This window comes from Ruegeria sp. AM2 (assembly GCF_056540685.1).
In genome coordinates this window covers 863078-880738 of the sequence record NZ_JBQFXE010000001.1, presented here as the reverse complement: position 1 = coordinate 880738, position 17661 = coordinate 863078, and the positions used below count along the sequence as shown (strand labels likewise).

The following is a 17661-nucleotide window of genomic DNA, read 5'->3' as shown; positions in this document are numbered from 1 at the left end:
GAGGCCGGGTAGATGATTGGCTTCACCACTGCCGCTTATGTTGTTGCGGCTGTCCTTTTCATCCTGTCCTTGGGCGGGTTGTCGAACCAGGAAAGCGCCAAGCGCGCCGTATGGTACGGCATTGTTGGTATGGCGCTGGCGGTTTTCGCCACGCTTGTGGGCCCGGGTTCCGGCCTGTGGCTGCTGTCGCTGCTGCTGATCGCGGGTGGCGGATTCATCGGTCAGTACGTGGCGCAGCGCGTCCAGATGACCGAGATGCCGCAGCTGGTGGCCGCCATGCACTCGCTGGTTGGTCTGGCGGCTGTATTCGTGGGCTTTAACGCGCATTTTGAGATCCAGAATGTCGCCGAAGTCTTTGCCATCGCAGATGCCGCGAAAGAGGTTGAGATGGACGGAATGGGTTCGTTTGCCCAACTAATCGCCAAGAAAACACCTGCGGAGCTGACAATCCTGCATGTGGAACTGTTCCTCGGTATCTTCATAGGTGCGATCACCTTTACCGGTTCGGTCGTGGCCTATGGTAAGCTGGCGGGCAAAGTGACCTCGGCGGCAACCAAGCTGCCCGGTGGCCACGCGCTGAACGCGGCGGCAGCTGGCCTCTCGCTGATCTGTCTGATCTGGTACACCGCGTCGGGTGGTTTGCTGCCTCTGATCCTGATGACGCTGGCGGCGCTGTTCATCGGCTATCACCTGATCATGGGTATCGGTGGCGCGGATATGCCGGTGGTTGTGTCGATGCTGAATTCGTATTCGGGTTGGGCCGCAGCAGCGATCGGTTTCTCGCTGGGCAACGACCTGCTGATTGTTGTTGGCGCGCTGGTGGGCTCGTCGGGTGCGATCCTGTCCTACATCATGTGCAAGGCGATGAACCGTCACTTTGTCAGCGTGATCCTGGGTGGCTTCGGCGGTCCGCAGGGTGAGCAGATGGCTGTTGAAGGTGAGCAGATCGCTATCGATGCGGATGGTGTGGCAGCGTCGCTGAACGACGCCGACAGTGTGATCATCATTCCGGGTTACGGTATGGCGGTTGCACAGGCACAGCAATCGGTCAGCGAACTGGTCCGCAAATTGCGCGCAAAGGGCAAAGAGGTGCGTTTCGCAATCCACCCCGTTGCCGGTCGCCTGCCGGGTCACATGAACGTGCTGTTGGCCGAGGCCAAGGTGCCCTATGACATCGTGCTGGAGATGGACGAGATCAACGACGATTTCCCGGACACGGATGTGGCCATCGTCATCGGCTCGAACGACATCGTGAACCCGGCTGCACAGGAAGATCCCAACAGCCCCATCGCCGGCATGCCGGTTCTGGAATGCTGGAAGGCCAAGCAGGTGTTTGTGTCCAAGCGTGGTCAAGGCACCGGCTATTCGGGCATCGAAAACCCGCTGTTCTTCAAAGAGAACACCCGCATGTTCTATGGCGACGCCAAACAGTCGCTGGACAAGTTGCTGCCGATGATCGACTGAGCAGCGAGTTAAGTAAAATTGCAAAGGGCGCCTGTCGGCGCCCTTTTCTTTTTCTTTTCGTGGGGGCTTTGCCCCCAAACCCCCAGGATATTTGTAGCCAGATGAAGCGGGCGGAATGTGGTATGCTGGTTCAAGGCCGCGTTTGATTGGAGGAGCGTGCATGGAGAAGGTGAACGGTATTGGCGGCGTGTTTTTTCGCGCGCGCGACCCGCAGGCGCTGACGGAGTGGTACGAAAAACACCTTGGGGTGAACCACTTTGATCCGGTGCCGTGGAAGCAAAAAGAAGGGTACACAGTGTTTGCGCCCTTTGCGCAGGACACAGACTATTTTGGTCGGGCTGAACAGCAGTGGATGATCAATTTTCGGGTCGATGATCTGGCAGCGCTCATTGCTCAGCTTGAGGCTGCGGGGATCAGCGTTGCGACCAATCCGGATTGGGACAGCGAGGTCGGAAAGTTCGCTCGCATTCATGATCCCGAGGGCAATCCAGTCGAGCTGTGGGAACCAAATCAATAGGATAGCCGGATTGTATACCGTTGTATCCTTGTAAGTATATGAAATAAAAAGATAATTGATGTATTTGTTATCTGTCGTATAGTGCCCCGACGATGCCGGAGCTTTGTATGACGCCAATTGATGACCATCCATTGCGCTACACGTTGGCGAATGAACTGCACGCGCGACCATTTCCCGTGGCGGTCACACCCAGCACAGTTGTGTTTCTGGCGATCAAGAAACCCGAAGAATCCTTTGGGCGCGACCCAAGTGAGGATATGGCCCATCTGATCAATTTGCTTGATCGTCACGGGGCACCGCACCCGCAACCCGAAGCCACCCACTATGCCGGTCAGATCGGTCGTCATTGGGTGAAATGGGAACAACATACTGAGTTTGTCACATATACGGCCATTACTTCGAACGTTAGTGATCGTGCGTTCAACCCGGCGGATTTTGAGGTTTTCCCGCCGGACTGGCTGATGGCAAGTCCGGGGCAACGGGTGACTTCGGCCATGATCCGTGTCGTCGAATACCAGGGGGATGACGCGGTGAAGACGGCATTGGGCGATTGGTTCGAACCGGAAAGCCTGGCCGTGGCGCGTGTGCTGGACAGTTCCGCCATCTGTGCTAGCGATTTTCGGATCGATCCGGCAGGGCATATGCGGTTTGCGATGTTCGTCGACAAAGAAACCGGGCGCCGTCGGATCGGGCGCGTCATCCAGCGGCTATGCGAAATTGAGACCTACAAGGCGATGTCCATGTTGGGTTTCGCCCGCGTCAAACAGCTGATGCCGCGAATAGGAGAGCTGGACGGAAAGTTGACCCGGCTGATGGGGCAGATGACCGACAATTCAGCCCATCCGGATGCGTTGCTGCCAGATTTGCTGTCTACTTCGATTGAACTGGAAACGCTCTCGGCTCGCTGTTCTTTTAGGTTCGGGGCGACCGGGGCCTATGAAGCCATTGTGAATCAACGCATCGAAGTGCTGCGAGAGGAGCGTTTTGAGGGCCGTCAGTCCTTTGCCGATTTCATGATGCGCCGCTATGACCCCGCGATCCGGACGGTGAAGTCGACCGAACGGCGCTTGCAGGCTTTGTCTGACCGGGCCATTCGCGCCGGAGAGCTGTTGCGCACACGCGTGGATGTGGAGCGGAGCGCACAGAACCAGGCCTTGCTGGAAAGCATGGACCGGCGCGCCGATCTGGCGCTGCGATTGCAGCACACTGTTGAAGGCTTGTCGGTGGTTGCGATCAGCTATTACGCTGTGTCTTTGGTCAGCTATTTGCTCTATCCGGTGACGCAGGCAGGGATCAGCAAAGGGATGTTGACCGCTGCGGTGACTTTACCGGTCGTGCTTGCGGTTTGGTATGGTGTCCGGCGGATTCGAAAACGGTTGGAATGAGCGGTCTTTGCCATTTGCCGCACGATCTGTAGAACAGGCGATGTCTGGCAAATCTGGCGAGGATTCCCTGTGATCGGTATTGTGGCTGCGTGGCGCGCTGTGGCTGCCATGTTCATCCTGAACGGAGCGCTGTTCGGCATCTGGGCGTCCCGCATTCCTGCGGTCCGCGACAAGCTGGATTTGACTCACGAGGCCTTGGGGCTTGGTCTTCTGTTCATGGCGGCAGGCGCGGTGTGTTCGTTCCCGGTGACTGGCCGTTTGACCGACAGGTTCGGCGCGGTGGCGATCACGCGGGTCATCGCGGTGCTTTATACTTTTTCGCTCGTGTTGCTGGCTTTCGCTGGAGGATTCTGGACGCTTGCGGCGTTCCTGTTTGTGTTCGGCGCGTTTCATGGCTCGATGGATGTTGCGATGAACGCCTGGGCGGCAGAGGTGGAACAGGCTTATGACAATCCGGTCATGTCGTCCTTTCACGCGATGTGGAGCCTGGGGGCCGGACTTGGAGCGCTCAGCGGGTATGCGGCGGTTCAGATGGGACTGTCAGTGCTGCAGCACTTTCTGCTGGCCGGTGGCGTTGTGGTGGCGCTTGCGCTTGGTTTGTCGTGGGTGCGTTGGACCTCGAAGCGAACGGCCTCAAAACCCGGTTCGGTATTTGCGTTGCCTTCAGGGGCTCTGGTCCTCGTGGGATTCACCGCGTTGTGCGGCGCGCTTGGCGAAGGGGCGGTTGCAGATTGGAGCGCCATTTTTCTGCGGGATGAGACGGGTGCAGCCGAGAGCGTCGCCGCCTTGGGTTATGCGGTCTTTTCTGTGACGATGGTGGCGTTTCGTTTGGCGGGCGGCGTTGTCATCGCCCGGTTCGGTCCCGTCGCGACGGCGCGGTTTGGCGGCGTTTGTGCCGCGCTGGGTGTGTTCGGTGCGGTTTCGGCAGGAGAGCCGGGGCTGGCGCTTGCTGGCTTTGCGCTGATGGGTGTGGGCTATGCGGTCATCATGCCGCTTGCCTTCAGTCGCGCGGCCAATGATCCGGACGTACCGCCCGGTCAGGCAATCGCCAGCGTTGCGACTTTGGGCTACGGAGGTCTGTTGATCGGGCCGCCCCTGATCGGGTTTCTGGCCGAGTTGATGACCCTGCGGCTGGCTTTTGCGGTTTTGTTGCCGCTGGCCGTTTTGATCATCGTGTTGGCCGGCGCGCTGAAGCGCGCCGACTGAGGTTCGTTTAACGACCGCGGATACGCGGATCCAGCGCGTCGCGCAGGCCGTCGCCCAAATAGTTGACGCTCAGCACGGTCAGCGAGATCGCTAGTCCGGGCCAGAACACGCGCTCGGGATATTGCTGCAGGTAATCGACACCATCGAACAATAGGCGGCCCCATGTCGGGAAATCGGGCGGGAAGCCCAGACCAAGGAAGGACAAAGCGCTTTCCGTAATGATCGCCGTGGCGATGCCCAGCGTGGCCGACACCATGATCGGCGACAGCACGTTGGGCAGGATATGCCTCGTGATGATCTGGCTGTTGCTGGTGCCGATAGACCGCGCGGCCAGAACGAATTCACGCTCCTTGATGGCCAGAACGTCCCCCCTCACGATCCGCGCAGTGGGCATCCACGATGTGATGCCGATGGCGCAGACGATCAGAATGAAGATCCCACGCTCAAGCCCGAAGGCTGCCGACAGGGGCTCGCGGAACAGCAGCATCATGACGAGAAGCAAGGGCAGCAGAGGCAGGGCCAGGAACAGATCAGTCAGGCGCATCAGCGGGCCGTCCAACCGTTTGAAGAACCCGGCCAAAACGCCGATGAACGATCCCAGAAACAGTGCCAGCAGCATCGCGGTGATGCCGACGGACACAGACGTCTGACCGCCGGACATCATACGGGACATGATATCGCGCCCCAACTGGTCGGTCCCGAAGGGATGCGCGAGGCTTGGCCCCTGATTGCGCGACCGGATGTCGATCTGCGTCGGGTCGATGGTCCAGAGATAAGGACCCAGATAGACGGCAGCGACGATGAAGATGAACAAAACTGCTCCCAGCATCGCACCTTTGTGGGTTTTGAACTGGTCCCACACGTCGCGCCATTGGCTGCGCGGTGGGGTGGCCAGTTCTTCCATCACATCAGTGGTGGGCAGAGCGGTCGAGGCGGGGGCCAGCCCTTCGTCGGGGACGAGGGTGTCGGTACGATCATGATCAGTCATAGCGAATCCTCGGGTCCAGAATGCCGTACAGGACGTCGGCGATCAGATTGAAAAGCACGATCAGCACGGCAAAGATGAAGGTCAGCGTCTGTACCATCGGCAGGTCATTCGCTTGAATCGCACCGATCAGCAACTGGCCGATGCCGTTTACCTTGAACACCTGCTCGGTGATGATGGCACCGCCGAAGATGGCCGGAATACCCAGCGCAATCACGGTGACCACCGGGATCATCGAGTTGCGCAAGACATGGACCATGACGACGGTGTATTCGCTAAGCCCCTTGGCGCGGGCGGTGCGGACGTAGTCCTGATTGAGGTTGTCCAGCATCGAGGCGCGCATGAAGCGGGAAAGCTGCGCGGTGATCTGCAGCGCCAGGACCATGACCGGCATGATCATCTGCTTCAATTGCAGCATGAAGCTGTCCCAGCTATTCACCACAAGGGTGGTGTCATAGATCGACGGGAACCAGCCTAGTTGGACCGAGAAGATCACGATCACCAATACGCCCGAGAAAAACGGCGGAACCGAGAATCCCACCATCGACACGAAGGTCCCCATCTGATCGAACCAGGAATACTGACGGTATGCAGAGTAGATGCCAATGGGCAGGGCGATCAGGATAGCAACCACATAGGCGGTGCCAACAACCCACAGGGTCTGCGGGATGCGCTGAACGACGATGTCCATGACGGGCGAACGGGTCTGCCACGAAATCACACGCAGGTCACCTTCGGAAAAGGTGGTGCCGAACATGTGGTCGACCAAAACCTGTGGTTCGATCCAGAAGAACTGCACGATCCATTTCCAGAACCGGATATGCATCGGCTGGCCGAGGCCCAGCGCCTCGCGCATCTTCTCTTTGACTTCGGGCGGAACGGTGAGGGGAACCTGTGCCATCGGGTCGCCTGGGGCAAGCTCGAGCAGCAGGAAAATGACGAGGCTGATGAACAGCAGTGTTGGGACAGCCAGCACCAGTCGTCTGATTGTAAAGTTGAGCATTAAGAGGCGCCTTTATATGCGTCTTCTTGTTGGAGTGGGGTGCAAATGACCGCGCCCCGATATCGGTCGGGGCGCGGCTTTGCAAGATTAACGCTTAGGAACCGGTTTTGCGGTACCAGTCCGCAATGTTCCAAAGCTCGCTGTCCCAAACGTTCAGGACAACACCACCCAGGGTGTTAGCATGCGCCGACAGACGACCGCGGTGCACCAGCGGGATCATACCGCCGTTCTGAACGATGATGTCGTTCAGCTGTTTGGCGATCTTGGCGCGGTCTTCAAGACCAGCAGTTTCGGCCAGCTGACCGTGCAGCTTGTCGAACTCTTCGTTGCAGAAGCGGCTGATGTTTTCGCCCTGCCACTGAGTCTCAGGACGCGGTGCCTTGTCGCACAGGCCGTTGCCCAGATAGGACTGCGGGTCGGTGCCGTTAAAGGTGTTCGCGTACATCTCAACGTCGGCATAGAACTTCTGGAAGGTATCGGGCGAACCCGGATCACCACCGAAGAAGACCGATGCGTTGATATTGCGCAGCTCGGTTTCAACGCCGATCTGGCTCCACCATTCCTTGATCAGCGCCTGGAAGTCCTGACGGACGGCGTTGGTCGAGGTCTGGTAGACGATTTTCAACGGAACGCCGTCTTTTTCACGCACGCCGTCGCCATCACTGTCGACGATACCTGCATCATCCAGCAGCTTTTTCGCGCCTTCGATATCCTGCGTGTCGCAGGTCATCGAGGTCGAGTTGAACGCCGCCGGGGCCGGAACCCAGTTACAGGTCACTTTGCCCGCCTGACCGTAGCCGATTTCAACCAGCAACGGACGGTCGATGGCCATCGACAGAGCCTTGTAAACCGCAGGATCCTGCAGGAACGGGTGTGGATGCTTGGCCGTCGAACGTTCGCCTTCTGGCAAATCGGGCGAGGGGTTGGTCTGGTTCAGCATGATACGCTCGACCAGCGGGCCGAAGCCAGCAACCGGAGTGCCTTTGCCGCCCTCTTGCATTTGCGAGATCACCTCGGGTGCAAGCTGCAGGTTCCAGGCATAGTCAAACTCGCCGGTTTCCATGACTGCACGGCCAGCCGCGGTTGCATCGCCGCCACCTTTGAAGGTGACTGTCGCAAATGCGGGCTTCGCTGCATCGCGGTAGTTGTCATTGGCCTTGAAGGTGATCACGTCGTTCGGTTTGAACTCGGTGACGACAAACGGGCCGGTGCCGATCGGGTTGAAGTTCTCGGTTGTGCACTCAGGCGCTTTTGCACCAAGGCAATCCGCGAACTGAGCAGCCTGAATGATCGGGCTTTCACCGCCCACGAACGGGCCGTAAGGGAACGGAGTCGGCGCGTCGAAGGTGACCTTGACGGTCAGGTCGTCCACAGCCTCGACCGAAGTCACGCCTTCGAACTTGGTGACCTGCGCGCAGCCGCCTTCGGGGTGCATACAGTATTCAGCGGTGAATTTGACGTCTGCCGAGGTAAATGGCGTGCCATCCGACCAGGTGATTCCAGGTGCGATTTTCCAGGTGATCGAGGTCAGGTCTTCGCTGACGCCACCGTTTTCCACGGTCGGAATTTCCGACGCAAGGAACGGAACCATATTGCCGTCTTGGTCATAGCGCGCCAAGGGCTCAATCACCAACGATGCCGATTCCACATCCTTGGTGCCGCCCGACAGGAACGGGTTCAGGATCGAGGGCGCTTGCCAGTAAATGATGCTGACATTGCCGTCCGATCCGCGCTCGGCAAAGGCCATCGGGGCCATCGCCGTGCTTGCAATCGCACCAAGCAAAAGGGTTTTGATCTTCATCATACACTCCATGTTGGACACTTGCGTGTCTCGATTTTCTCCGCGATGCCCGCGGATTAGGCGTGGCCGTATCTGGGGTTATCGTTTTGATTTGAAACGATAAAGAGTCTCACATAAACGTGTTTTCCGTCCTCTCCCAAAAACGGTTACGCGGCGTATCGAAACAGAGTTTTGGAAAATTGCAAGCCTTGGCTTGCGAAATTTGACCAATCGGTTTGACTTTTCCCGCCCTGCCGCCTTAGCGTTTGGCATTCGCTCAGATTTGCCGCCAAGGGGAGTGCGCGCGTGCTGGACCAGCCAATTGCCCAGATCAGAAAACTGCGTGTTGAGTTTCAGACCAAAGATGGTCCCGTGGTGGGGGTCGAGGATGTCTCGTTCGAAGTCAATCCGGGCGAAACCGTCTGTATCGTTGGTGAATCCGGGTCGGGCAAATCCGTTTCCTCGCTGTCGCTGATGCGGCTGGTGGAATTCGGCGGCGGCGAAATCGCCGGTGGTCAATTGTTGTTCGATCGCCGTGATGGTGACGAGATGAACCTGGCCAACGCCGATCAGGATCTGATGAAACAGATTCGCGGCAATGAGATCGGAATGATTTTTCAGGAGCCGATGACGGCGCTGAACCCTGTGTTCACCGTTGGTCGGCAACTGACCGAAGGATTGCGTATCCACAAGGACATGTCCAAATCGCAAGCCGAGGACCGAGCGTTGGAGCTGCTGCGCCAAGTGCGTATCCCCGAGCCCGAACGGCGTCTGAAGCAATATCCGCACGAGCTGTCCGGCGGGATGCGTCAACGCGTTGTGATCGCGATGGCCATGGCCTGCGAACCGCGCCTGCTGATCGCAGATGAGCCAACGACTGCGTTGGATGTGACAATTCAGGCCGAAATTCTGGCGCTGATGGATCGCCTCAAGCGTGAAACCGGCACGGCAGTGATGTTCATCACGCATGACATGGCGGTCGTGGCCCAGATGGCAGACCGCGTGGTGGTAATGTATCGGGGCAATAAGGTCGAAGAAGGTACGGTCAACGAAATCTTCGAGAACCCGCAGCATGATTACACCAAAGCTTTGCTGGCGGCGGTTCCTAAACTGGGTGAGATGCATGGCAAGGCCGCACCCGAACCGATGAAGCTTTTGGGGGTCGACGGCCAAAAGATCGCGCCCATCCCTGGAACGAGCGAAGTTCTTTTGACCGTCAAGAACCTAACCACGCGCTTTCCGGTCAAAGGCGGGTTGCTGCGCCGAACGATCTCGAACGTTCATGCGGTCGAGGATGTGTCGTTCACCCTCAATCGTGGACAAACGCTCAGCCTCGTGGGCGAGTCGGGGTGTGGTAAATCTTCGGCCGGACGTTCAATCCTGCGATTGGTTGAGCCGATGGCGGGTGAGGTCGACCTCGATGGCGTCGATATCATGAAGCTGGACCCGGCGGGCCTGCGCAAGGCGCGGCTGGATATGCAGATGATCTTTCAGGACCCCTTCGCCTCGCTGAACCCGCAGATGCAACTGGTCGATCAGGTCGCGGAGCCGATGCGCAACTACGGCGTCGCCTCAGGGTCGGAGTTGCAGGACCGGGTGGCGCAACTCTTCGACAAGGTGCAACTGCCGCGCAGTTTCATGCGCCGTTTCCCGCACGAGATGTCAGGTGGTCAGCGTCAGCGGATCGCCATCGCCCGCGCATTGGCCCTGAATCCCAAACTGATCATCGCAGATGAGGCGGTGTCGGCCTTGGACGTATCCGTACAGGCTCAGGTCCTGAACCTGATGATGGAACTGCAATCCGAGCTTGGTCTGTCCTATCTGTTCATCAGCCACGACATGGCCGTGGTCGAGCGGGTCAGCCACCATGTCGGCGTGATGTATCTGGGCCGGATCGTTGAACTGGGACCGCGCGCACGGGTGTTCGAGAACCCCCAGCACCCATACACGCAGGCATTGATGAAGGCCGTGCCGATTGCCGATCCAAATCAGCGCAAATCGGAAAAGGACCTGAACTTCAAACCGATCCCGTCGCCTATTCATCCCATTGGCTACACACCCGAACCCTCACAATATCAAGAGGTTGAGCCGGGCCATTTCATCCTGACCACTGACAGCGGATATTGATCACCATGGCTGAGCGCCTGTCTCCGCTGGAGATCATGACAAAGTTGATCTCGTTCCCAACCGTCAGCCGCGACACCAACCTGCCGCTTGTTGATTGGGTGGAAGGCTATCTGCAAAGTCACGGCATTGACTCGCACCGTTGGCCGGACCCGGATCAGCCGCACAAGGCGGCGCTTTTTGCGCATGTCGGTCCGTGGGAAGAAGGGGCGGTCGTCCTTTCAGGGCACACGGATGTAGTTCCGGTCGATGGCCAGCCTTGGGACACCGATCCATTCACGGTGACCGAGAAGGATGGCAAGTATTTCGGGCGCGGGACCTGCGATATGAAAGGCTTTGACGCCCTGGCCATCTGGTCGCTGGTCGAGGCGCACTACGCCAGCATCAATCGCCCTTTGCAACTGGCGCTCAGCTTTGACGAAGAGGTTGGTTGCACCGGTGCCCCGCCGATGATCGAGGCGATGCAGGACGTGCTGCCCAAGGGCTCGGCGGTGATCGTGGGTGAGCCATCGGTGATGCAGGCTGTGACCGGGCATAAGGGCGGATTCGGCTTCGACACGCATATTGTGGGCTTCGAGGTGCATAGCTCTATCATGCACACAGGCGTGAACGCGATCATGGAGGCCGCGCCTCTGATAGATTGGGCCAACGCGCGCAATGCCGAGAGCATGGCAGCACAGCCTTTGGAAATTGCATCCGTGTTCGATCCGCCCTGGACCACATGCCATGTGGGTATGATCGAAGGCGGCACCGCACACAACATCACCGCCAAGGACTGCCGGTTCATGATGGATTTCCGGACGGTTCCGGACGACAAAAAGTCGGACTGGCAAAAGGCCTATTTCGACAAAGTGCGAGAGGTCGAGGCGCGGATGCAGGCGGTTCATCCCGAAGCGCGGATCGAATTGTCCGAACACTTCTCGATTCCAGGTCTTGTGCCCGAAGAAGATGGCGAGGCCGAGATGCTTGTGCGCTCGCTCACAGGTGACAATGCCAGCCACGTGGTGAGCTATGGCACCGAGGCTGGGCAGTTTCAGGAGGCGGGCTATTCCGCTGTCATCTGCGGCCCCGGCGATATCGCACAAGCCCATCAACCAAATGAGTTCATTACGATTTCTCAATTTAACGCAGGCCAAAAATTTATGGAGCGTCTGGTACAGAAGCTCTGCGACTGACACCTTGAAGGAAGATAGAAAATGCCCGTCAAGAACCGGCTCGCTGAAACGCATGCTGAGATCACCAAGTGGCGCCGCCATCTGCATGCGCATCCTGAATTGATGTATGACGTCCATAAAACGGCGGCATTCGTTCAGGATCGGTTAAAGGAATTTGGCGTCGACGAAATCACGCCCGGTATTGGAAAAACGGGTGTTGTTGCGGTGATAAAGGGCCGCACGGATACCAAGGGCCGGGTTATCGGTCTGCGCGCTGACATGGATGCCTTGCCGATCGAAGAGGCGACCGGGCTGGACTATGCCTCGACCGTATCCGGCAAGATGCATGCCTGTGGGCATGACGGCCATACCTCGATGCTGTTGGGTGCGGCGCAATATCTGGCAGAGACGCGGAATTTCGACGGAACGGTGGTGCTGATCTTCCAACCTGCCGAAGAAGGCGGGGCCGGTGGTCTGGCCATGTGTCAGGACGGTCTGATGGACCGTTGGGGCATTCAGGAAGTCTATGGCATGCATAACATGCCCGGCCTGCCGGTCGGAGAATTCGCGATCCGGCCCGGCGCATTATTGGCCTCGTCCGATGAGTTCGAGATCGTTGTGACCGGCAAAGGTGGCCACGCCGCTGCTCCACATGACGCGGTGGATACGACCCTTGTGGCATCGCATATTGTTGTGGCCTTGCAATCGGTTGTGTCCCGTACCGTTGACCCGGTCAAGCGTGTCGTGCTGACCGTGGGTACGTTTGAAACGGACAGCGTCGCCTCGAACGTAATCGCCCATACGGTGCGGTTGCGAGGCACGGTGCGGACGTTGGATTCAGAATACCGAAAGATTGCCGAGGAGCATGTGCGCAGGATCGCCGAGGATACCGCTTCGGCCTTCGGTGCTTCGGCCGAAATGACGTGGACGCCGGGTTACCCGGTGACGGTGAACTCGGACGACGAAACGATCTATGCCGCTGAGGCTGCTCAGGCCGTGGCGGGCAAGGTCAATGACAGCACCGATCCGATCATGCCGTCGGAAGATTTCGCCTACATGCTTGAAGAACGGCCCGGAGCCTACATCTTTATCGGAAACGGGGACACGGCTATGTGCCATCACCCGGAATACAACTTCGACGACGACGCCATACCCGCCGGTTGCAGCTGGTTTGCTGAACTGGTGGAACGACGATTGCCCGTCGCCTGATTTGGGAGGATCAGATGCCAATCAAGAACCGACTTGCCGAAATGCACGAGGAAATCACCGGTTGGCGGCGGGATATTCATCAACACCCCGAGATCCTGTATGAGACCCACCGCACCAGTGCCCTTGTGGCCGAAAAGTTGAAAGAGTTCGGCTGTGATGAAGTTGTGACCGGCATTGGCCGCACCGGTGTTGTTGGCGTGATCAAGGGCAAGACCGATACGCAGGGCCGCGTGATCGGCTTGCGAGCGGATATGGATGCGCTTCCGATGCAGGAGCAGACGGGGTTGGACTATGCCTCCAAGACCGAAGGCGCGATGCACGCTTGCGGCCATGACGGCCACACTGCGATGGTGTTGGGCGCGGCGAAATACCTCTCTGAGACGCGGAATTTCGATGGCACGGCCATTGTGATCTTCCAGCCCGCCGAAGAGGGCGGGAATGGCGCCGAGGCGATGTGCAAGGACGGGCTGATGGACCGCTTTGGTATTCAGGAAGTCTATGCCATGCACAATGTGCCCGGTGTACCCACCGGTCAGTTTGCGATCCGGTCCGGACCGCTGCTGGCAGCAGCGGACGAGTTCGACATTCATCTGGAAGGTCGGGGCGGCCACGCGGCCAAGCCACATGAGACCATTGATACGACGGTGATGCTGTCGCAACTGATCGTCGCGCTGCAGACCATCGTGTCGCGCAACGCGGACCCGATCTTGCAGGCGGTTCTGTCTGTGACTTCGGTTGAGACGTCATCCAAGGCGTTCAACGTGATCCCTCAGTCGGCACAGGTGCGCGGCACGGTGCGGACGCATTCGAACGATATGCGTGACCTGATCGAAAGGCGACTGACCGGGGTCGCGCAGGGCATTGCCGAAACCTTCGGTGGCACGGTCAAAGTGACCTACACGCGTGGCGTTCCGGTGACCATCAACGCCGAAGAACAGACAGGTTTTGCTGCTGAGGCAGCCATTTCCGTTGGCGGCAGTTGTGGTGAGGCCCCGATGGTGATGGGTGGCGAGGATTTCTCGTTCATGCTGGAAGAGCGCCCCGGCGCCTTCATCGTGCTGGGCAACGGTGACAGCGCCGGGCTGCACCACCCCGAGTACAACTTCAACGATGAGATCATCCCAATGGGATGTTCCTGGTTTGCCGAAATGGTCGAGCGCCGGATGCCGGCGGCTTGAGTTAGGAGAGATAAGAAATGCCAGTTAAGAACCGCTTTGCCGAATTGCAGGCCGAAATCACCGAATGGCGACGGGACATTCATGAGAACCCAGAAATTCTGTTCGAAACCCATCGCACCAGTGCTCTGGTCGCCGAAAAGCTGAAAGAGTTTGGGTGCGACGAGATCGTAACCGGCATCGGACGCACCGGCGTTGTCGGTGTCATCAAAGGGAAAGCGGACACAGCGGGCAAAGTCATCGGGCTGCGCGCGGACATGGACGCGCTGCCGATCCATGAGGCGACGGGGCTTGACTATGCCTCAAAAACCGATGGGGCGATGCATGCCTGTGGCCATGACGGGCATACTGCGATGTTGCTGGGGGCGGCAAAATACCTGTCCGAGACGCGCAATTTCGATGGCACTGTCGTTGTGATCTTCCAACCCGCCGAAGAAGGCGGCGGCGGCGGCAAGGAGATGTGTGACGACGGCATGATGGACCGCTGGAATATTCAGGAAGTCTACGGCATGCACAATTGGCCGGGCAAACCGGTCGGTAGTTTCTCGATCCGTCCGGGCTCGTTCTTTGCCGCGACCGACCAGTTTGACATCACCTTCGAAGGCCGTGGTGGTCACGCGGCGAAGCCTCAGGAGACCATTGATACGACGGTGATGACCGCGCAAGCCGTTCTGGCTCTGCAGACCATTGCTGCGCGCAATGCCGATCCGATCGATCAGGTGGTGGTGTCGGTGACGTCATTTGAAACGTCTTCGAAAGCGTTCAACGTGATCCCGCAGACGGTGCAGATCAAAGGCACCGTGCGCACCATGAGCAAAGAGATGCGCGATCTGGCCGAAAAACGGATCAATGAGATTTGTACCGGCGTTGCCGCCACTTTCGGAGGTACGGCGGATGTAACCTATATTCGTGGCTATCCGGTGATGATCAACAGCGACGAGCAGACAGATTTTGCCGCCGAAGTGGCGAAGTCGGTGTCTGGCAGCTGTGATGACGCGCCGCTGGTCATGGGAGGCGAGGATTTTGCCTTCATGCTTGAGGAGCGTCCTGGGGCCTACATTTTGGTGGGGAATGGAGACACCGCTGCTGTGCACCATCCCGAATATAATTTCAACGATGAGGCCATTCCGGCTGGGTGTAGCTGGTGGGCCGAGATTGTTGAGCAGCGGATGCCTGCTGCGTGATCGGGTGAAGCGAGGGGCCAGCCCCTCGCGCTCCCCGGGATATTTCTAGCCAGATGAAGAAGGATTCGGGATCGCTGTGAGGTCAAGTTCTTTGCAGAGTGTTTGGATCACGTCCTCTAGCGCGGATTTTTGCAAATTTACGCAGCTTTGCGCCGCTGCTCGGGCTGTTTTCAAGGCTTCGGGATCGCTTAACCAAGTTGCGACTGCATGTGACAGGTCGCTCGCCTTTTGGACCTCGATTGCACCACCCGTTTCGATCAAGGGCGCAAAGGTTTCAGCAAAGTTGAAATAGCCGGGGCCAGTGATGACGGCTGCACCGGCTTGCGCGGGTTCAAACGGGTTGTGGCCGCCGATTTCCTTGAGGGACCCTCCCAAAAATACGATGGGGCAGAGGGCGTACCACGTGCCGGTCTCACCCAATGTGTCGGCGACGTAGATTTGCGTTGTGCTCGTGATGTTTTGGTGTGAACTGCGGAGCGCATAACTGAGGTTTGCTTTTTTGATCAGGTCAGTGACATCTGTCCGACGTTCCGGGTGGCGGGGGATCAGCAACAAAAGCAGATCTGGCCAGCGTCCTAGAAGTTCCGAATGCGCGGCTAGGACGGCTTCTTCTTCTCCGGCATGCGTTGAACTTGCGATCCAGACCGGGCGTCCCCCGATCTGAGTGCGGATGTCCTCCAGCGTTTCTTGATCCACGGGCGGGGGGTCGGACATGGCTTTCAGATTGGTGCCAGCGTGCACGCGATCCGGGTTCGCGCCCATAGTTAGAAGGTTGTCGGCGGTTTTCTTGTTTTGGGTCAGGAAAACCTTGAACTGTCCCAGCAGAAAGCGCGCGGTTTTTGGCCGCTTTTTCCAGCCAGCAACCGACTTGTCGGACAGACGCGCGTTCAGCAGCGCCAGCGGCATACCTCGGAGGCCGCTTTCGACAATCAGTCGTGGCCAAATCTCGCTTTCGACAAAGATGCCTGCGTCAGGTTGCCAGTGTTCCAGAAACCGGCGCACAGGTCCTGCGGTGTCCAGCGGGGGGTATTGATGACGGGTGCGGGGCGGCATCCGTTTTTCGATCAGTGCGGCTGAAGTCGGGGTGCCGGAGGTGATCAGAAACTCGGCGTCTGGCAGGCGGTCGCCAAGTCGTTTGATCAGGCTGAGGACGGACAGGCTTTCACCGACACTCGCGGCGTGAAACCAGATCAGCCGGCCATTGGGGCGAGGGTGACTGGCATAGCCCAAGCGTTCCCTTTGACGGGTTTCGGGCACATCGGCAGTCTGCAGCTTTTTGCGCACTGTGTTCCAGGCGAGCGGCTCAATAAGGGCCGTGAATGTGCAATACAGACGATAAATCAGCGTTGGGCGCAGGTCCCGCGAAGACATGTCAGCCGCCAGTATGGCTCATGTGACGGGTCATTTGACCGTCGACAGCTTGCCGGGAATAATCAAAGTCATGGCCCTTGGGCTTGAGGTTGATCGCGGCGCGAATTGCATCCTCAAGCGGCGCTTCGGTGTCGGGGTGATCCCGCAGCGCGCCGCGCAGGTCGGCCATGTCTTCCTGGCCCAGACACATATAGAGTTCACCCGTACAGGTCAGACGCACGCGGTTGCAGCTTTCGCAGAAGTTATGGCTAAGCGGCGTGATAAAGCCGATCTTTTGGCCGGTTTCTTCCAGCCTGACATAGCGGGCCGGGCCGCCGGTGCGCTCGGCCAGATCGGTCACGCTGTAGTGGTTCTCGTATTCCTTGCGCACGTCCTTGAGGGACCAGTACTGATCCAGCCGGTCTTCATTGCCGATGTCGCCCATGGGCATAACTTCGATCCAGGTCAGGTCCATGTCGCGTTCCGCGCACCATTCGGTGATTTGCGGCAATTCTTCCTCGTTGAAGCCTTTCAGAGCGACCGCGTTGATCTTGATCCGCAAACCTGCCTTTTGGGCCGCGTCGATGCCGTTCAGAACCTGTTTCAGGCGGCCCCAACGGGTGATGTCGCTAAATTTCTGATCGTCAAGCGTATCCAGCGAGACATTGACCCGCCGCACACCCGCCGCGTAGAGGTCATCTGCGAAGCGGTGCAATTGCGAACCATTGGTTGTCAGCGTCAGTTCCTTCAATGCGCCGCTTTCCAGATGCCGCGTCATGGAGTTGAAGAAGGTCATGATATTGCGGCGCACCAAGGGCTCGCCCCCGGTGATCCGCAGCTTTTCCACGCCCAGCTTAATAAAGGTCGAACACATCCGGTCCAGTTCTTCCAGCGTCAACAGGTCTTTCTTTGGTAGAAAGGTCATGTTTTCCGACATGCAGTAGACACAGCGGAAATCGCACCGGTCCGTGACGGAAACTCGGAGATAGGTGATAGCGCGGGCAAACGGGTCGATGAGCGGAGCAGTCATGCTCCATACGTAAAGCGGAGGTGGGGCAGCGGCAAGAGGGAACCCTTAGATAACGCTGGAACAGATCGGCGCAGAGATATAAGTTTTTGGCATGA

At 58.4% G+C, this 17661-nt stretch carries 14 protein-coding genes; 9 read left to right on the top strand and 5 right to left on the bottom strand.

The window, feature by feature from the left end; all coding sequences use genetic code 11:
* Positions 1-12 precede the first annotated feature (12 nt).
* From ACR0CR_RS04420 to ACR0CR_RS04405, 4 genes are all read left to right on the top strand, one after another.
* Positions 13-1464 carry an NAD(P)(+) transhydrogenase (Re/Si-specific) subunit beta gene (locus tag ACR0CR_RS04420; RefSeq protein ID WP_480597106.1) on the top strand — a complete coding sequence of 484 codons (1452 nt, stop codon included), beginning with the start codon at positions 13-15 and terminating at the stop codon, positions 1462-1464.
* 160 nt (positions 1465-1624) lie between these two features.
* Positions 1625-1981, top strand: coding sequence for a VOC family protein (locus ACR0CR_RS04415; protein WP_480597104.1), 357 nt, complete (start codon positions 1625-1627; stop codon positions 1979-1981).
* Positions 1982-2088: 107 nt separating this feature from the next.
* On the top strand, positions 2089-3366 hold the full coding sequence (locus ACR0CR_RS04410; RefSeq protein WP_480597103.1) for a DUF3422 family protein: 1278 nt from the start codon (positions 2089-2091) through the stop codon (positions 3364-3366).
* 69 nt (positions 3367-3435) lie between these two features.
* Positions 3436-4572, top strand: a complete 1137-nt coding sequence (locus ACR0CR_RS04405; RefSeq protein WP_480597102.1) for an MFS transporter — start codon at positions 3436-3438, stop codon at positions 4570-4572.
* 7 nt (positions 4573-4579) lie between these two features.
* On the opposite strand, the gene ACR0CR_RS04400 is transcribed toward ACR0CR_RS04405, so the two are convergent.
* The 3 genes from ACR0CR_RS04400 to ACR0CR_RS04390 form a co-directional block, all read right to left on the bottom strand.
* Positions 4580-5560, bottom strand: coding sequence for an ABC transporter permease (locus ACR0CR_RS04400; protein ID WP_480597100.1), 981 nt, complete (start codon positions 5558-5560; stop codon positions 4580-4582).
* Positions 5553-6560: an ABC transporter permease gene (locus tag ACR0CR_RS04395; protein WP_170523487.1), complete on the bottom strand. Its 1008-nt coding sequence runs from the start codon at positions 6558-6560 to the stop codon at positions 5553-5555. Before ACR0CR_RS04395 ends, ACR0CR_RS04400 begins: the two co-directional genes overlap by 8 nt.
* A gap of 94 nt (positions 6561-6654) precedes the next feature.
* The gene (locus ACR0CR_RS04390; protein ID WP_480597098.1) at positions 6655-8361 is read right to left on the bottom strand and encodes a peptide ABC transporter substrate-binding protein; all 1707 of its coding nucleotides are present in this window, start codon (positions 8359-8361) and stop codon (positions 6655-6657) included.
* A gap of 285 nt (positions 8362-8646) precedes the next feature.
* Between ACR0CR_RS04390 and ACR0CR_RS04385 the strand changes: the two genes are divergently transcribed.
* The 5 genes from ACR0CR_RS04385 to ACR0CR_RS04365 are packed head-to-tail and all read left to right on the top strand — an operon-like array spanning position 8647 to position 15186.
* Positions 8647-10467 (top strand): ABC transporter ATP-binding protein, encoded by a 1821-nt coding sequence (locus ACR0CR_RS04385; protein ID WP_480597096.1) that lies wholly within the window; start codon positions 8647-8649, stop codon positions 10465-10467.
* Positions 10468-10472: 5 nt separating this feature from the next.
* Positions 10473-11639, top strand: coding sequence for an acetylornithine deacetylase (gene argE / locus ACR0CR_RS04380; protein ID WP_480597095.1), 1167 nt, complete (start codon positions 10473-10475; stop codon positions 11637-11639).
* Positions 11640-11660: 21 nt separating this feature from the next.
* Complete coding sequence (locus tag ACR0CR_RS04375) at positions 11661-12827, top strand: M20 aminoacylase family protein (RefSeq protein ID WP_480597093.1); 1167 nt, start codon at positions 11661-11663, stop codon at positions 12825-12827.
* A 14-nt stretch (positions 12828-12841) separates the two neighbouring features.
* Positions 12842-14005, top strand: a complete 1164-nt coding sequence (locus ACR0CR_RS04370; RefSeq protein ID WP_480597092.1) for a M20 aminoacylase family protein — start codon at positions 12842-12844, stop codon at positions 14003-14005.
* Between the two features lie 17 nt (positions 14006-14022).
* Positions 14023-15186: a M20 aminoacylase family protein gene (locus ACR0CR_RS04365; protein ID WP_480597090.1), complete on the top strand. Its 1164-nt coding sequence runs from the start codon at positions 14023-14025 to the stop codon at positions 15184-15186.
* A gap of 45 nt (positions 15187-15231) precedes the next feature.
* Here the strand turns inward: ACR0CR_RS04365 and ACR0CR_RS04360 are convergent, their stop codons facing one another.
* Positions 15232-16557 (bottom strand): 3-deoxy-D-manno-octulosonic acid transferase, encoded by a 1326-nt coding sequence (locus ACR0CR_RS04360; protein ID WP_480597089.1) that lies wholly within the window; start codon positions 16555-16557, stop codon positions 15232-15234.
* Position 16558: 1 nt separating this feature from the next.
* The gene (moaA, locus tag ACR0CR_RS04355) at positions 16559-17566 is read right to left on the bottom strand and encodes a GTP 3',8-cyclase MoaA (RefSeq protein WP_480597087.1); all 1008 of its coding nucleotides are present in this window, start codon (positions 17564-17566) and stop codon (positions 16559-16561) included.
* Between the last annotated feature and the right edge of the window lie 95 nt (positions 17567-17661).

What these genes read in the sequence shown, in the direction of transcription:
- ACR0CR_RS04420 (WP_480597106.1), top strand. Translation starts at nt 13, where the DNA reads ATGATTGGCTTCACCACTGCCGCTTATGTTGTTGCGGCTGTCCTTTTC.
- ACR0CR_RS04415 (WP_480597104.1), top strand. Translation starts at nt 1,625, where the DNA reads ATGGAGAAGGTGAACGGTATTGGCGGCGTGTTTTTTCGCGCGCGCGAC.
- ACR0CR_RS04410 (WP_480597103.1), top strand. Translation starts at nt 2,089, where the DNA reads ATGACGCCAATTGATGACCATCCATTGCGCTACACGTTGGCGAATGAA.
- ACR0CR_RS04400 (WP_480597100.1), bottom strand. Translation starts at nt 5,560, where the DNA reads ATGACTGATCATGATCGTACCGACACCCTCGTCCCCGACGAAGGGCTG.
- ACR0CR_RS04395 (WP_170523487.1), bottom strand. Translation starts at nt 6,560, where the DNA reads ATGCTCAACTTTACAATCAGACGACTGGTGCTGGCTGTCCCAACACTG.
- ACR0CR_RS04390 (WP_480597098.1), bottom strand. Translation starts at nt 8,361, where the DNA reads ATGAAGATCAAAACCCTTTTGCTTGGTGCGATTGCAAGCACGGCGATG.
- argE (WP_480597095.1), top strand. Translation starts at nt 10,473, where the DNA reads ATGGCTGAGCGCCTGTCTCCGCTGGAGATCATGACAAAGTTGATCTCG.
- ACR0CR_RS04375 (WP_480597093.1), top strand. Translation starts at nt 11,661, where the DNA reads ATGCCCGTCAAGAACCGGCTCGCTGAAACGCATGCTGAGATCACCAAG.
- ACR0CR_RS04370 (WP_480597092.1), top strand. Translation starts at nt 12,842, where the DNA reads ATGCCAATCAAGAACCGACTTGCCGAAATGCACGAGGAAATCACCGGT.
- ACR0CR_RS04365 (WP_480597090.1), top strand. Translation starts at nt 14,023, where the DNA reads ATGCCAGTTAAGAACCGCTTTGCCGAATTGCAGGCCGAAATCACCGAA.
- ACR0CR_RS04360 (WP_480597089.1), bottom strand. Translation starts at nt 16,557, where the DNA reads ATGTCTTCGCGGGACCTGCGCCCAACGCTGATTTATCGTCTGTATTGC.
- moaA (WP_480597087.1), bottom strand. Translation starts at nt 17,566, where the DNA reads ATGACTGCTCCGCTCATCGACCCGTTTGCCCGCGCTATCACCTATCTC.